Raw genomic sequence first — 15,488 nt, forward strand, 5'->3', positions numbered from 1 at the left:
GAATCCGAACATGCTGAACAAACTTTAATCCTATACTAGTTCGATCGGAATCATTCGACCGGACCACGGAGACTGACATGCAATGGGAAACCCACGAGATCAGCAACCAGGCTGCTGAACTGAAAGACTACAACCTCTACCTGACCGACCCGCTGCTGCAGGACGCGGTGCGGCGCGGCGGCGCGGGCTGGCACGCCGATGCGCTGGCCGGGCAGGGTGCGCTGCTGGGCAGCGAGGCGGTGATCCGCATGGGCGAGCTGGCCAACCGCCACCCGCCCGAGCTGCACACGCACAGCCGCACCGGCGAGCGCATCGACGTGGTGGAGTTCCACCCCAGCTGGCACGAGTTCCTGGCCATCACGCGTCGTCACGGCCTGGTCTCGCAGCCTTTCACCGAGCGGCGCGCCGGTGCGTGGACCGCCTACGCCGCCAGCCAGTACATGCACAACCAGATCGAAGCCGGTTCCTTCTGCCCGGCCAGCATGACCTTCGCCTGCATCCCGGTGCTGCAGCAGGAACCGGCGCTGTTCGCGCAGCTGCAGCCGCTGCTGTTCTCCAACGAGCACGACGCGCGCGACATTCCCGCCGCCGCCAAGAAGTCCATCATGGTGGGCATGGGCATGACGGAAAAGCAGGGCGGCACCGACGTGCGTTCCAACACCACGCGCGCCACGCATACCGGCGGCGCGGGGGGACGGGGCGGCGAGTACAGCATCGTCGGCCACAAGTGGTTCTTCTCGGCGCCCATGTGCGACGCGCACCTGGTGCTGGCGCGCACCGATGCCGGCCTGTCCTGCTTTTACGTGCCGCGCTGGCGCCCGGACGGCAGCAAGAATCCCATCCACATCCAGCGCCTGAAGGACAAGCTGGGCAACCGCTCCAATTCCAGCAGCGAGGTGGAGTTCCACGGCGCCTGGGGCGTGATGGTGGGCGAGGAGGGGCGCGGCATCCCCACCATCATCGAGATGGCCACCAACACGCGGCTGCACAACAGCATCTCCAGCGCGGCCTTCATGCGCCAGGCGCTGGTGCAGGCGCTGAACCACACGCGCCAGCGCAAGGCCTTCGGCCGCACCTTGATCGAGCAGCCGCTGATGCGCTCCGTGCTGGCCGACATGGCGCTGGAAAGCGAGGCGGCGCTGCGCGTGTCCATGCGGCTGGCGGAGGCGTTCGGCCAGCAGGGCGAGGCGGCGCAGGCGTGGAAGCGCATCGTCACGCCGGCCGCCAAGTTCTGGATCTGCAAGCGCGCGGTGGAGATGGCGGGCGAGGCGATGGAGGTCTTTGGCGGCAACGGCTACGTGGAGGACGGGCCGATGGCGCGCCTGTTCCGCGAAGCGCCCGTCAATTCGATCTGGGAAGGCTCGGGCAATGTGATGTGCCTGGACGTGCTGCGCGCCATCGCGCGCCATCCGGACAGCATGCAGGTGCTGCTGGACGATTTGCAGCGCCGCGCCGGCGACGAGGTGCGCCTGCATGCCGAGATCGCCGGCCTGCGCGACGCGCTGCGCCAGCCGCCGGAACAGCTGGAAGCGGGCGCGCGGCGCTACACGCAGAAGCTGATGCTGGCGGCGCAGGCGGTGCTGATGCGCGAATCGGCTTCGCAGGCCAGCGCGGAGGCGTTCATCGCCAGCCGCTACGACAGCGAATGGGGGCGGGTGTTCGGTTCGCTCGACGCGCGCGTCGATTGCGGCGCGGTGCTGGCGCAGGCGTGGCAGGGGTAGATGCACGTTCGCGGCGCCGCCGGCAAAGCCGGTGGCATCGCGTTACACTCCCATCTCTCACTGAAGATGGAGATCCCCCATGTCCGACCTTAGCATCGCCCAGCGCTGGCCCGCCCAACACCCGGAACGCATCCAGCTGTATTCGCTGCCCACGCCGAACGGCGTGAAAGTATCCATCATGCTGGAAGAAACCGGCCTGGCCTACGAGCCGCACCTGGTCGACATCATGAAGGACGAGAGCAATACGCCGGAATTCAAGTCGCTCAACCCCAACGGCAAAATCCCCGCCATCGTCGACCCCAACGGCCCGGGCGGCAAGCCGCTGGCGCTGTTCGAATCGGGCGCCATCCTGCTCTACCTGGCCGAGAAGAGCGGCCGGTTCCTGCCCGCCGATCCGGCCGCACGCTACGAAACCATCCAGTGGGTGTTCTTCCAGATGGCCGCCATCGGCCCGATATTCGGCCAGGTGGGCTTCTTCCACAAGTTCGCCGGCCGCGAATACGAGGACAAGCGCCCGCTGCAACGCTACGTGAACGAGAGCAAGCGCCTGCTGGCGGTGCTGGAGACGCGCCTGGAAGGCCGCGACTACATCATGGACCATGGCTATTCCATCGCGGACATCTCCATGATAGGCTGGGTGCGCAACCTGATCGGCTTCTACGGCGCGGGCGAGCTGGTGGACTACGCCAGCCTGTCGCGCGTGCCGGCCTGGCTGGAACGCTGCCTGGCGCGACCCGCCGTGCAGCGCGGCCTGGAAATCCCGAAGCGCCCAACTTGACAAGACTAAGGAAGACATAGTGCTGAAACATCGTTCCATACTGGCGGCGGGCCTGCTGGCCCTGGCGGCCGGCGCGCACGCGCAACCTGCGCAGGCTGTGCAGAACACGCAAGACATCCGCGCCGACAAAAACATGATCAGGGCCCACCTGACCTTCCTTGCGGACGACCTGCTGGAAGGCCGCGAAACCGGCAGCCGGGGCTACGACATCGCCGCGCACTATGTCACCACGCAGTTCCTGCAATACGGCCTGGCGCCCAAGGGCGACCAGGGCAGCTTTCTGCAGCAGGTGCCGCTGCGCGCCACGCGCCTGGTGCAGGAGTCGCCGCTGCTGGAACTGAGCAGCAAGGCCGGCACCGAAAAGCTGGCCTACCTGGACGAATATGTGACCTCCGGCAGCCTGCTGGAAGACCAGTCCGCCGTCGGCGCGCCGCTGGTGTTCGTCGGCTACGGCATCGAGGCGGACCGCTTCAAGCACCACGACTACGCGGGCGTGGACGTGAAGGGCAAGATCGTGGTGGTGCTCTCAGGCAAGCCGCGCAGCTTCCCCACCGAGGAAGGCGCGCACTTCGCCAGCGGCGAGCAGAAGCGCGAGGCGGCCGCCCGCCACGGCGCCGTCGGCATGATCACCATCCCCACGCCGGGCTCGGAGAAAGCCGTACCGTTCGCCAAGCTGAAGGACTACCGCTACATCCCCAGCATGAGCTGGGTGGACAAGAACGGCGTGGCGGCGCACCAGCAGCCCACCTTGCAGAACCGCTACAACCTCAGCATCCCCGCCGCGCGCAAGCTGTTCGCGCAGTCCGGCATGAAACTGGACAGCATCTATGAACAGGTGGCAGCCGACAAGCCGGTGCAGCGCGGCGACCTGGGCGTTTCTGCCCGCATGGCTTCGCAAAGCACGCGCAACGACCTGAAGAGCAGCAACGTGGTCGGCATGATAGAAGGCAGCGACCCAAAGCTGAAGAACGAGTACGTGGTGTTCAGCGCCCACCTGGACCACCTGGGCCAGGTGAAGGAAAAGAGCGGTGACAACATCTTCAACGGCGCCATGGACAACGCTTCCGGCGTGGCCACGCTGATCGAAACGGCGCGCTTGTTCACCCAGGGCAAGGTCAAGCCCAAGCGCTCCATCCTGTTCGTGGCCGTCACCGGCGAGGAAAAGGGCTTGCTGGGCGCGGACTACTTCGCCACCAATCCGACCGTGCCGGCCGGCTCCATCGTGGCCAACGTCAACCTCGACATGCCGCTGCTGACCTTCGACTTCAAGAACGTGATGGCCTTCGGCGCCGAGCATTCCAGCCTGAAGGGCAACCTGACGCGCGCGCTCAAGCCGATGAACCTGGAGCTGATTCCGGACCCGTGGCCGGAGCAGGGCCTGTTTACCCGTTCCGACCACTACATGTTCGTGCGCCAGGGCATCCCGTCGATTTTCCTGGCCACCGGCATGGCGTCCTTCCAGAAGGGCGAAGACGGCGCCAAGCAGTGGGAACACTTCCTCGGCACGAACTACCATCAGCCGACGGACGACCTGAAGCTGCCGTTCAATTTCGACGCCGCTGCGCGCTTTGCCCAGCTCAATTACAACATCGCGCTGGAGATCGCCAACGCCGCCGACAGGCCAAGCTGGAACAAGGGCGACTTCTTCGGCGACACATTTAGGAAATGAAATGGCAAGTGAAATGACATACGAAGAGTATCTCGACGAGGTGACCACCTTGATCGTCGAGAAGTACAGCCTGGCCGATGCGGCCGCCATCAAACTGGTAGTAGCCGCGCAGGATGCGGAGTTCTTCGTCAAACATGACGAAGACAAGGCATTGCGTACCCTGGACCAGGCCCACAAGGACGCGAAAACCCTTTATTCTGCGGCCTCCGCAGCTCAAAAAGCACCAAAAAACGCGCCGGGCAAGCCGCGCCGCTGATCCCCCGGGCCGCCGTTCGCGCGGCCCGATTTTCCCCTGCCGTCAAGCTGTAAAAATAAAGTGGTATCGTCCGCCGCGCGGACGGGCCGCGTGCTCATCTTACACAGAAAAAGTACCAAGTATCACAAGTCTTATCGGGAAACTTCACGGAACGTTGTATTCCTGCTCCCATAACCGTATTGAATGGACGCATAGCAATGTTACATATACATTCAACCTTAGTAACACCGCCACAAGCGCACCCATACCTAGAAAACACCGTTACAAGAGAGAAGATCCATGAAGAAAAGTTTTCCGTTTGCAGTGTTGATGTTGTCCGCCAGCCCCTACATCCTGGCGCAGGAAGTCAAGCCCGCCACTACCGCGCCGGCCGCAGCCGAAGCCGCGGCGGAAGACATCCAGAAGGTGGTCATCGTTTCGACCGGTAGCCGTGGCGCGCAGCGCACCCTGGTCGACACCCCGGTGCCGATCGATATCCTGAGCGCGCGCGAGCTGACCAAGACCGGCCAGAACTCGCTCGACAAATCGATGCAGTTCCGCGTGCCTTCCTTTAACACCGTGCAAACGCCGGTCAACGACGCGACTTCCCTGCTGGACCCGTACGAAATCCGCAACATGGGCCCGAGCCGCGTGCTGATCCTGATCAACGGCAAGCGCAAGAACGCCAGCTCGCTGATCTACACCCAGACTTCTCCCGGCCGCGGCGAAAGCGGCGCCGACATTTCCGCCATCCCGACCGACGCCATCAAGCGCATCGAAGTGCTGCGCGACGGCGCGTCCGCCCAGTACGGCTCGGACGCCATCGCCGGCGTGGTCAACATCATCCTGAAGGACGCGGCCGAAGGCGGCTCGCTGACGGCGCGCGCTGGCATCACCCACGAGAGCGACGGCGAGATGGGCGGCCTGAGCCTGAACAAGGGCGTGGCGCTGGGCGACAGCGGTTTCGTCAACTTCACCTTGGACGTGTCCAAGACCAAGCTGTCCAACCGTCCCGGCCTGGTGGACGCCAGGGGCGAGGCGAGCGATTTCGGCGCCACCGTGAAGCAGGTGCAGGACTTCCTGGCCATCAAGCCGGACGCCGGCAACATCAACGGCTCGCCCGCCACCGAAGCTTTCAAGGGCCTGGTCAACAGCCGCTATGAACTGAGCGACGGCGTGTCGGTCTACGGCAACGCCGCCTACATCCACAAGAAAATCGACAGCTTCGCCAACTACCGCACGCCGTACTGGCGTCCGACCGACTACGGCCTGCTGCATCCGGCCGGCACGCCCTACCTGGGCTATGTGCCGAGCTTCATCGGCAAGCTGGACGACTACAACGCCACCGCCGGCGTCAAGTTCCCGCTGGCCGGCTGGAACGCCGACGCCAGCCTGACCTATGGCGGCAACGAGCAGGAATACGGCGTGGCCAACTCGGTCAACCGCGGCATGGAAGACGCCTTCCTGGCCGGCACCAGCAAGGTGCGCTCGCCGACCAGCTTTAACGCGGGCGGCGTCAAGTTCGAGCACTTCGTGTTCAACGGCGACGTCTCCAAGCAGCTCAGCCCCACCGTCAACGCCTACGCCGGCACCGAACTGCGCCACGAGAAATACCGCGTCATCGCGGGCGAAGAAGCGTCCTATATCCTGGGCGGCGCCGACTCGTATGCGGGCAACTCGCCGGAAAACTCCTTCCCATCGTCGCGTTCGAACTACGGCGTGTATGGCGGCGCCACCTGGGACATCAGCGACGCCTTCCTGGTGGACGGCACCGGCCGCTTCGAGAAGTACACCGACTTCGGCAGCGCCTTCGTGTGGAAAGCGTCCACCCGCTACAAGGTGAACGAGCAGGTCACGCTGCGCGGCTCGGCCTCGACCGGTTTCCGCGCGCCGTCGCTGGCGCAAACCTTCACGCAGAAGGCGCAGTACTCCTTCGTGCCGGGCTCCGGCATCCAGGTGTCCGGCCTGGTGAACAACGTGTCGGCGCAGGCGGTGGCGCTGGGCGTGCCCAAGCTGAAGGCGGAGAAGTCGAACAACATCACCGTCGGCCTGGGCCTGAAGCCGGACGCCGACACCAGCCTGACGCTGGACTTCTACCATATCCGGGTAAAAGACCGCATCATCCTGGGCAAGGAGATCAAGCCGAGCGGCGATCCGTCGCAGGCGCTGGACCAGATCCTGAAGGCCAACGGCATCGTCTCGGTCAGCTTCTTCGTCAACGCGCTCGACAGCGTAACCTCGGGCATCGACTACGTGGTGTCGCGCAAGAACATCCCGCTGGCCGGCGGCAAGCTGACGCTTAATCTGTCGGGCAACTACTCGCTGAAAAACGAGCGCGACGGCGCGGTGAACAATCCGGGTCCGGTGGCCACCGCCAACCAGTCCGTGCTGGACGCCACCCAGGAAGCGCTGATGTTCACCTCGCGTCCCAAGTTCAAGACCATCATCGGTGCGGACCTGGACTACAAGGACGTCAACTTCTCGCTGAACAACACCGTGTTCGGCCCGACCTACTTCCGCCAGGCCGGCCTGGACGCCAACCTGGAAACCGCGTTCAAGACCAAGACCCTGACCGACTTCGCGCTGAACTACAACCTGAACAAGTCGGTCACCTTGTCGTTCAACGTGAACAATATGTTCAACGTGACGCCGAAGTGGAGCATCCGCGCGCTGAACTCCACCGGCCAGGCGCTGCTGGACAACAAGGCCGTCGACGCCTACGGCATGACGCCGGCTGAAGTGCAGCGCAACCTGATCACCTTCAACGGCCGCTACTCGATGGTGACCTACGACGGTTCGCAGTTCAGCCAGCTGGGCCGCACCTTCGCCGCGTCGCTGAACTATCGCTTCTAAACGCAACGCAGTCCCACGGGGTACGCCCCCAAGCCGCCCGGTGCAAGCCGGGCGGTTTTTTTTGTTTGACAGGGCGCGGCCGCAGGCTTATATTCCAACATGGTTATATACAAAAGCGACGCCATGCACCCCGATACCCTCAACCGCGCCTTTTCGGCGCTGGCCGATCCCACGCGGCGCGCCATCCTGGCGCGCCTGGCGTCGGGCGAGGCCACCGTTAACGAACTGGCCGAGCCGTTCGCCATGACGCAGCCGGCCATCTCCAAGCACATCAAGGTGCTGGAGCAGGCCGGCCTGGTCTCGCGCAGCCGCCTGGCGCAGACGCGGCCGTGCAAGCTGGAGGCGGCGCGGCTGAAGGAAGTGGCGGACTGGCTGGACACCTACCGCGGCATGTGGGAAGACCGTTTCGACCGGCTGGGCGACTATCTCAACAAGGAAGGGAAGCAGACATGAAGCAAGCATTCACCATTACCCGCCAGTACCCGCAGCCGCTGGCCACCGTGTGGCAAGCCTGGACCGAGGCCGAGCGACTGCAGCAGTGGTGGGGACCGCAGGGCTGCACGGTGGAAGTGAAGCGGCTGGAGTTCCGCCCCGGCGGCTTTTTCCACTACGCCATGCTTTTCGCCGGCGCGCCGGCCATGTGGGGCCGCTTCAACTACCGCGAGATCGCGCCGCAGCAGCGCATCGTGTGGCTGAACTCCTTCGCCAACGAGCACTGCGGCATCGAGCGCGCGCCGTTCAGCCCGGTGTGTCCGCTGGAGATCGAAAACACCGTGGTGTTCAGCGAGCAGGACGGCGTCACCACGGTGGCGCTGAGCGCCATCCCTTTTGGCGAGACCGCCCCCGAATACCAGTTCTTCGACGAGCTGCGCCCGTCGTTGCAGCAGGGTTACGGCGGCACTTTCGACCAGCTGGAAGCCTACCTGCGCAAGCAGGCTGTTTGACGAATATCAAGGCGCGGCGCGCCGGGATTGCTACGATGAATGTCTGGTTGGAGGTTGGAGGAGACAACCGGGCATAGCGTACACAGAGACGCTACTACCGGCGCCGGCGGTCGGGAAATATACCGGCACCAACAAAAAAAGAAAGCCTGCTCGCGCAGGCTTTCTTGCTTTCGATGGCGCGGCTTATTTGCGCTTATTTACGCTTGTTTGCGCTCTGGTCGCGGATGGCGCGGAACTCGGAGTCCTTGCCCCAGTTCGGCCAGTCCTTGGAGTCGGCCAGGTCGCGGCCCACGGTGTACAGCAGCTCCAGGTCGCGCGCCAGGCCGGTGAACGGCCACTGCGCGCTCCACTCGTCGGACGGCTGGTGGTAGTTGTTGGTGTTGTACGCCACCTCGGCCGCCTTGCCTGCCGCCAGGCCGCCGTCGATCCAGTCCTCACCCGAGCCGATGGAGAACGCCGGCACGCCGCGCTTGGCCATCGAGAAGTGGTCGGAGCGGAAGAAGTGGCCCGCTTCCGGTTTCGGATCCGGCGAATAGACCATGTTCCAGCGCTTGGCTTTCTCGATGGTCTGGTCGATCAGTTCCAGCTTGGCGCTGCCGGAAATGGTGAAGTTGCGCGACGGGCCCATCGGGCTCAGGGCGTCCATATTGATCACGCCTGCGGTCTGGTCCAGCGGGTACAGCGGGTTGGCGCCGTAGTATTCGGAACCCAGCAGGCCTTTTTCCTCGGCCGTCACGGCCAGGAACACCACGCTGCGCTTGGGCGCGGGCTGCTTGCCGTACACGCGCGCCAGCTCCAGCAGCGCGGCGATGCCGGTGGCGTTGTCCACCGCGCCGTTGTAGATCTTGTCGCCCTTGGCGTCCGGCAGGCCTACGCCCAGGTGGTCCCAGTGGCCGCTGTAGATCACGGTCTGCTTGGGACGCTCGCTGCCTTCCATCAGGGCCGCCACGTTCTTCGACTTGATCACCTGCGTGTCCACCGCGTAGTGCGCGGACAGGGTCAGGCCGGTCAGCGGCACCGGCTTGAAGGCGCGCGTTTGCGCCTGCTTCTTGGCCGCCTCGAAGTCCAGGCCGGCGCGCTTGAACAGGTCCACGATCACGTCGCGCTGGATCCAGGCTTCCATCGGCGCGTGCGCCTTGCCCGGTTGCTTGCGCACGATGTCGTACATGGTGTTGGTGTTGGAGTTCTTCACCGTCGGCCAGCCGTAGGAGGCGGGCGCGGTTTCGTGCACGATGATGGTGCCCAGCGCGCCGCGGCGCGCCATCTCTTCATACTTGTAGGTCCAGCGGCCGTAGTAGGTCATGGCCTTGCCGCCGAAGTCGCCGTCGCCGGTCTCGAAGTCCGGGTCGTTGATCAGCACCACGGCCAGCTTGCCCTTCAGGTCCACGCCCTTGAAGTCGTCCCACTTGCGCTCCGGCGCGTTCACGCCGTAGCCGACGAACACCAGCGGCGCCTTGTCGAAGTCCACCCGCTTGGCGCCGTTCATGGCGGCGCGCACGGCCATCTGGTCGCCCTGCAGGAAGGGCTGGCTGCCCTTGGCGTCGTTCAGCGACAGCGTGACCGGGCCCTGGATTTCGAAGCGGCCCAGCGGCACTTCCTGGGTCCAGCTGCGCTTGCCGTTGACCAGGTCGCCGCCCGGCTTCATGCCGGCCGCCTTGAATTGCTCGATCAGGTAGTCCACAGTTTTGGTTTCGCCGGCGGTGTTCGGCCCACGGCCTTCGAATTCGTCCGATGACAATACTTTGACGTCCTGCGACAGGCGCTGCGGATCGAACTTGGGCGTATCGTTGGCCTGCGCCGCAGCTGCGGATAGCAGCAGGGTGGCTAGCATGGCGTTTTTCACTGTGAACCTCCTTGGGTAATGGATAGGCAAAAACGCTGCAAGTATCGGCCTAAACATTGCGGAGGTCAACGGCGGCGCGGCCGGCGTGGAGCCGGCTTCAGCGGCCGAGGCGGAAGTAGTCGGCGTCCAGGTAGCCGCTGCCGGCAGCGCTGCCGACGCTGAACAGGCCCACTTGCGCGCCTACCCAGTGCCCCTTGGTGGCCGCGAACGGCGCCCCGGCGGCGATGTACTCCTTGCCATCCAGGCTGTAGTGGAACTGCGCCTGCGCGCCGTCCGCCATCACCATGCGCAGCGCCAGCGCGGCAGGCGCCTGCGGCAGCAGCACCGTGCTCTGCTCCTTGCAGCGCGGCGCGAAGGGCGTGCAGGCGGCGTACACCAGCTGCGTGTCGCCGCCTTGCTTGCGCAGCCCCAGCCACGCATAGCTCATGCCGTTCAGGATCAGGCCCGCGCGGTCGCCCTCGGCCGCGCCGTGCAGCTCGATGCGCGTGTCCACCGTGAACGCGCCGGCCGGCAGCTTCTGGCCGAGGATGTTGGGCGCGGCGCGCACATAGCCGTCCGCTTGCGGCGCCGCCAGCACCGGCAGGCGCAGGTGGCCCGGCCGCGCGCCAAGCGAGTACCAGCCCTGCTGCGGATTGGCGTTCCATTGCCACTGCAGGCCGAGCGTCTTGCCGCTGAATTCATCGCTGGTGGCGGGCACCTTCACGGCTTGGCCGGCCACCGGTTTGCGGTAGCTTGCCACCGGGTTGCCGACGCCAGGCTTGGGGCCCGGCTGGCCGATCAGCGGCCAGCCGTCAGTCCACGTCATCGGCTGCAGGTGCACCACGCGGCCGTAGGCTTTGCGGTCCTGGAAATGCAGGAACCAGTCCTTGCCGTCCTGCGCGCGCACCCACGCGCCCTGGTGCGGGCCGTTCACCGCCGTGGCGCCCTGTTCGAGCACGATGCGGTCCTCATACGGACCGTCGATGCTGCGCGAGCGGAACACGGTCTGCCAGCCTTCCTCCACGCCGCCGGCCGGCGCGAACACGTAGTACCAGCCGTCCTGCTTGTAGAACTTGGGCCCTTCCAGCGTGCGGTAGCCCGGCAGCTTGTTGCCGTCGATGACCACCTTGCCGGCCGGGTCCAGCACACGCTTGCCGTCCGGCGTCATCGGGTGCAGCGTGAGCACATTGTTAAAGCCGGCGCGGCTCTTGGCCCAGCCGTGCAGCAGGAAGGCCTTGCCGTCGTCGTCCCACAGCGGGGTAGGGTCGATCAGGCCGCGCCCCGGCAGCAGCAGGTGCGGTTCGCTCCATGGCCCGCTGAAGTTCTGCGCGGTGATGACGTAGATGCCGAAGTCCGGGTCCGGGTAGAAGATCCAGAACTTGCCGTCGTGGTAGCGCAGGCAGGGCGCCCACACGCCGGCCCCAAAGCGGGGCACGTCAAAGTGCGCGGCCGGCACCTGCTTCGGCAGCGCGTGGCCCACCAGCTCCCAGTTCACCAGGTCCTTCGATTGCAGCAGCGGCAGGCCGGGGGCACTGTTGAAGCTGGACGAGGTCATGTAATAGGTGTCGCCCACGCGCACCGCGTCGGGGTCCGAGTAGTCGGCGTTCAGCACCGGGTTCCGGTAGCTGCCGTTGCCCAGGTCCGCCACCCAGGGCTCGGCGGCGTGGGCCAGGTTCAGCGCTGCCAGCAGCGCGCAGGTCAGTAGTGGTTTCATCATGGGTCGGGATTTTGGCCGGACCGGATGCGTATTGGCCGGACCGAAGTTGCCCAAGCATGCGCGAATATGCATGATTTCGCAAACACTATTTGTCGGCTGCTTCAAAAAATCAGTGTGTTGCGCGTACTACGCTGCTTCTTGTCCCGGCGTTTGTCCCGCCGCCTGCTTGGCGGCGTACATGGCCTGGTCGGCGTGGCGCAGCAGTTGCGGCATGTCGGCGCCGTCGTCCGGGAAGTGGGCAATGCCGATGCTGGCGCTGACCTGCAGCGTACGGCCGTCGCCCATATCGGCCGGTACAGCCAGCGCCTGGTGGATTTTCTCCTTGACCAGCATGGCCGCTTCGGGCCGCGCCACGTGCTCCAGCAGCACCACGAACTCGTCGCCGCCGATGCGCGCCACGGTGTCGGCCTCGCGCACGCAGTCCTTGAGGCGGTGCGCCACCGTCTCCAGCAACCGGTCGCCGGCGGCGTGGCCGTGCAGGTCGTTGACCTGCTTGAACTTGTCCAGATCGACAAACAGCAGCGCCAGGCGCCCCTGCTGGCGCTGCGCGCGCGCGATGGCGGTGCCCAACCGGTCATGGAACAGGCGCCGGTTCGGCAGTTGCGTGAGCTCGTCGTGCTGGGCCATGAAGTGCAGGCGCGCTTCCATCTGCTTGCGCTGGATGGCGGTGGCGACCTGGGTCGATACGAACAGCAGCAGCTCCTGGTGCTGGTCCGTGTAGCCTGCGCAGCGGGCGGCGTTGCCGGTGCCTGTGTCCAAATCCGGCGCGTCCCGCAGCACCAGCGCGCCTATGGTGCCCTGCGGGGTGTTCAGCGGCACGCCCAGCCAGCAGCCCTGCTGCGCGTGCGCTGCCGTTGCCAGCATCGGCGGCAGTGCGGACGTGGTATCCGGCGCCACGCGCAGCGGCAGGTTGCGGCGCAGCGCTTCCTCGCACAGCAGCACGGCCATCCGGGCGTCCGATTCCGGGCCGCTGGCATTGGCGTGGTAGGCGAAATACAGCGATTCGTGCGGCGCGTCCCGCAGCACCACGGCAAAGGACTGCACCGGCAGCAGGCCGCCTATGATCTGGTGCATGCGCTGGTAGAGCGCCGGCAGGTCCTCCGCCGCGTGCGCCGATTCCGAGATGGCGTACAGCGCGGCCTGCATCGCCTCCGCCTGCTTGCTGGCGGTGATATCGCGCGCCACCGCCACGCGCAACTGGTCGGCCTCGGACCAGCGCGCCGTCCACATGATATGGACGATGCTGCCGTCCTTGCGCACGTAGCGGTTTTCGAAGCGGGAATTGGGCTGGCCGTCCATGATGCTGCGCGCCGCAGCCAGCGTGCGTTCGCGGTCGGCCGGATCGACCAGGTCTATCATCGCCATGCCGATCATCTCGTCCTGCCGGTAGCCGAAGATGCGCTCGCACGCCGCGCTGACGAAGACGAAGCGCCCGCCGGCGTCCACCATGCAGATGGCGTCGAGCAGGAGGTCGGTGAAGCTGGCGACGGGGGCGCTGACTAGCGGATTCATAGCAACCATTCTATTCGCAAACGCGGTGTCCATGCGGGATTGCTCAGCGGATTGATTACCCGGCATGGTGATATCAGGATAGCATCGAAGGCCCGTATTCGTATTCCGGACCTGAAAGGTGACGATGATCTCATTCCGCAAGCCGCATCCGGCTTTGGCGCTGGCGTTGGTGCTGGCGCTGCCATTGTGCGCCGCTGCCCAGCAAGCTGCGAAATCCAGCGTCGTCGTCAAGGGCCAGCGCGGCGCGGCGGGCGACCCGCGCGAGGTGGTCGCGGCGAAGAGCAAGGTATTGGCGCGCGACCGGGCATCCTCGTGCGCCTTCATGAGCGGCTACAGCAGCAGCGACGACGAGACCATGCTGCGCTACATGGAAGACTTCGGCCACACCGCCACGCTGGCCGATCCGGCCGACTACTTCCATGAGAACAGTCCGGACGGCGACGCTTCCACGGGCGCCGACGGCCGTCCATCCGCCGGTTTCGCAGCGGAGCCGCTGACCCCGGACAGGGACAGCCTGGCCTGCGGCCAGGCCGACCGGCGCTTCGCCGCCGCGCGCAACCGCATCCTGCGCAAGGACAAAACCCTGGCCAATGCCTTTGCCGCGATGGACAAGCAGGATTACGCCACCGCCATGGTCCAGTTCAAGGCCGCCTACGACAAGATCGGCTACGACGCCGCCGCGCTGATGCTGGGGAAAATGCACCTGTACGGCATGGGCACGCCGCGCGACGCCAGGCAGGCCATCTACTGGCTGCAGCAGGTGGTGGACACGCGCTACCATCCGACCTTCGACCGCATGAAATTCGACCCCGCCGCGCCGGATATGATCAACGAGCGGGTGGAAGCCATCATGCTGCTGGCGAAGATCAACCTGCTCGGCATCGGCGTGCCGAAAAACGCGGAAGAAGTGCGCAAGTGGTACGCCAAGGCGGCCGACGTCGGCTACACGCCCGCCGCCAGCATGCTGGGCATGGCTTACCTGACCGGCTTCGGCGGCCGCAAGGACATGGCGCAGGCGCGCGCGCGCCTGCAGGAGGCGGCCGAGGAGGGCTACGTGCCGGCACTGTACGAGCTGGGCCGCCTGTACTACAACGGCGACGACGGCCTGGCGCAGGACTACAAGATGGCGGGCGCCTATTTCAGCGCCGCCGCCAAGGCCGGCCACGTGGAATCGATCTACGCCGCCGCGCGCATGTATGACCTGGGCTACGGCGTGGCGCCGGACCAGCAGCGCGCCATTGCGCTGTACAAGCAGGCAGCGGTCAAAGGCCATCCGGCGGCCGAGGGCGCGCTGGGCACTTACTTCTACGAAGGCAAGCTGGTGCCGCAGGACTACCCGACCGCGCGCAAGCTGTTCAACGAAGCGGCCAGGCAGGGGCAGGCCGACGCCATGTTCAACCTGGCCGTGATGACCATGGAAGGGCAGGGCGGCAACAAGGACCTGGCGCTGGCCTACGTCTGGTTCAGCCTCGCCAAGTCCGCCGGTTACGCCGACGCCGATGCGGCTCTGAAAGCCGTGGCGCCGCAGCTGACGGCGCAGGACAAGGTGCGCGTGGACGCGGTGCTCAGGCCGGCGGCCAAGCGTTAAGCTTGCAATCGCGAAGCTTCATCCTTAAGCGCCGGCTGCAGGCCGCAGCGCCAGCGTTGTGAACCGCGCAATCTGCTCCAGCGCCGGCACTCCTGCGCCGGCGCGCGCGGACACGCGCATGCCTGCCATGCTGGACGCGATGAAGCCGGCGGCGGCTTGCACGTCCAGGTCCTTCGCCACCTCGCCGGCGGCGGCGGCGTTGCGCAACTGGCGCTCCAATGCCGCCAGCTGGCTGCGGGAACTGGCGCCGGTGAGCGCGGCCACGTCCGGGTCGGACTGGCCGAACTCCAGCACCGCGCCCACCCCCATGCAGCCTGTGCAGCCGGACCCGGCGCGGCGCGCGAAGCCTTGCAGCGCCGCTTCCAGCGCGCGCAGCGGCGGACCGCCCGCGTCCAGGTCGCGCACGAACTCCGCCACGCTGTCCGTGTTGTAGCGCTCCAGCGCGGCCAGGTACAGGCCGCGCTTGTCGCCAAAGGTGTCGTACATGCTCTGGCGGCCGATGCCCATGGCGCCGAGCAGGTCGTCCGTCGACGCGCCTGCATAGCCTTTGTCACGGAACAGGGCGATGGCGCGCTGCAGCGCGGTGTCTCGGTCAAATGCCTTGGGTCGGGCCATGGGATGCAATCGGTGCTGGGAAGGCGGCCATTAT

At 65.9% G+C, this 15,488-nt stretch carries 12 protein-coding genes; 8 read left to right on the forward strand and 4 right to left on the reverse strand.

What is annotated here, in order from left to right:
• The first annotated feature begins 77 nt into the window (after nucleotides 1-77).
• The 7 genes from AC56DV_RS17905 to AC56DV_RS17935 all read left to right on the forward strand — a co-directional run bounded on the left by AC56DV_RS17905 (nucleotide 78) and on the right by AC56DV_RS17935 (nucleotide 8,200).
• On the forward strand, nucleotides 78-1,721 hold the full coding sequence (locus AC56DV_RS17905; protein ID WP_496315587.1) for an isovaleryl-CoA dehydrogenase: 1,644 nt from the start codon (nucleotides 78-80) through the stop codon (nucleotides 1,719-1,721).
• Nucleotides 1,722-1,800: 79 nt separating this feature from the next.
• The gene (locus AC56DV_RS17910; RefSeq protein ID WP_496315588.1) at nucleotides 1,801-2,499 is read left to right on the forward strand and encodes a glutathione S-transferase N-terminal domain-containing protein; all 699 of its coding nucleotides are present in this window, start codon (nucleotides 1,801-1,803) and stop codon (nucleotides 2,497-2,499) included.
• A 19-nt stretch (nucleotides 2,500-2,518) separates the two neighbouring features.
• On the forward strand, nucleotides 2,519-4,168 hold the full coding sequence (locus AC56DV_RS17915) for a M28 family peptidase (protein ID WP_496315589.1): 1,650 nt from the start codon (nucleotides 2,519-2,521) through the stop codon (nucleotides 4,166-4,168).
• Between the two features lie 13 nt (nucleotides 4,169-4,181).
• Nucleotides 4,182-4,424, forward strand: coding sequence for a hypothetical protein (locus AC56DV_RS17920; RefSeq protein ID WP_496315648.1), 243 nt, complete (start codon nucleotides 4,182-4,184; stop codon nucleotides 4,422-4,424).
• 279 nt (nucleotides 4,425-4,703) lie between these two features.
• Complete coding sequence (locus tag AC56DV_RS17925) at nucleotides 4,704-7,256, forward strand: TonB-dependent receptor plug domain-containing protein (RefSeq protein ID WP_496315590.1); 2,553 nt, start codon at nucleotides 4,704-4,706, stop codon at nucleotides 7,254-7,256.
• A 123-nt stretch (nucleotides 7,257-7,379) separates the two neighbouring features.
• Entirely contained in the window at nucleotides 7,380-7,709 is a 330-nt protein-coding gene (locus tag AC56DV_RS17930; protein WP_496315591.1) for an ArsR/SmtB family transcription factor, read from the forward strand.
• On the forward strand, nucleotides 7,706-8,200 hold the full coding sequence (locus AC56DV_RS17935; RefSeq protein ID WP_496315592.1) for an SRPBCC family protein: 495 nt from the start codon (nucleotides 7,706-7,708) through the stop codon (nucleotides 8,198-8,200). The genes AC56DV_RS17930 and AC56DV_RS17935 overlap by 4 nt, the downstream gene beginning before the upstream one ends.
• Nucleotides 8,201-8,393: 193 nt before the next feature.
• On the opposite strand, the gene AC56DV_RS17940 is transcribed toward AC56DV_RS17935, so the two are convergent.
• The 3 genes from AC56DV_RS17940 to AC56DV_RS17950 form a co-directional block, all read right to left on the reverse strand.
• Nucleotides 8,394-10,031: a M28 family metallopeptidase gene (locus tag AC56DV_RS17940; protein WP_496315593.1), complete on the reverse strand. Its 1,638-nt coding sequence runs from the start codon at nucleotides 10,029-10,031 to the stop codon at nucleotides 8,394-8,396.
• Between the two features lie 109 nt (nucleotides 10,032-10,140).
• Entirely contained in the window at nucleotides 10,141-11,739 is a 1,599-nt protein-coding gene (locus tag AC56DV_RS17945) for a glycoside hydrolase family 43 protein (RefSeq protein WP_496315594.1), read from the reverse strand.
• 126 nt (nucleotides 11,740-11,865) lie between these two features.
• Nucleotides 11,866-13,251 carry a sensor domain-containing protein gene (locus tag AC56DV_RS17950; RefSeq protein WP_496315595.1) on the reverse strand — a complete coding sequence of 462 codons (1,386 nt, stop codon included), beginning with the start codon at nucleotides 13,249-13,251 and terminating at the stop codon, nucleotides 11,866-11,868.
• A gap of 124 nt (nucleotides 13,252-13,375) precedes the next feature.
• Here AC56DV_RS17950 and AC56DV_RS17955 point away from each other — a divergent pair, with 124 nt between their 5' ends.
• Nucleotides 13,376-14,839, forward strand: a complete 1,464-nt coding sequence (locus AC56DV_RS17955; protein ID WP_496315649.1) for a tetratricopeptide repeat protein — start codon at nucleotides 13,376-13,378, stop codon at nucleotides 14,837-14,839.
• A gap of 24 nt (nucleotides 14,840-14,863) precedes the next feature.
• On the opposite strand, the gene AC56DV_RS17960 is transcribed toward AC56DV_RS17955, so the two are convergent.
• Nucleotides 14,864-15,454: a TetR/AcrR family transcriptional regulator gene (locus AC56DV_RS17960; RefSeq protein WP_496315596.1), complete on the reverse strand. Its 591-nt coding sequence runs from the start codon at nucleotides 15,452-15,454 to the stop codon at nucleotides 14,864-14,866.
• Between the last annotated feature and the right edge of the window lie 34 nt (nucleotides 15,455-15,488).

Source organism: Massilia sp. BGA-UO-ETr-WB1 (assembly GCF_059567845.1).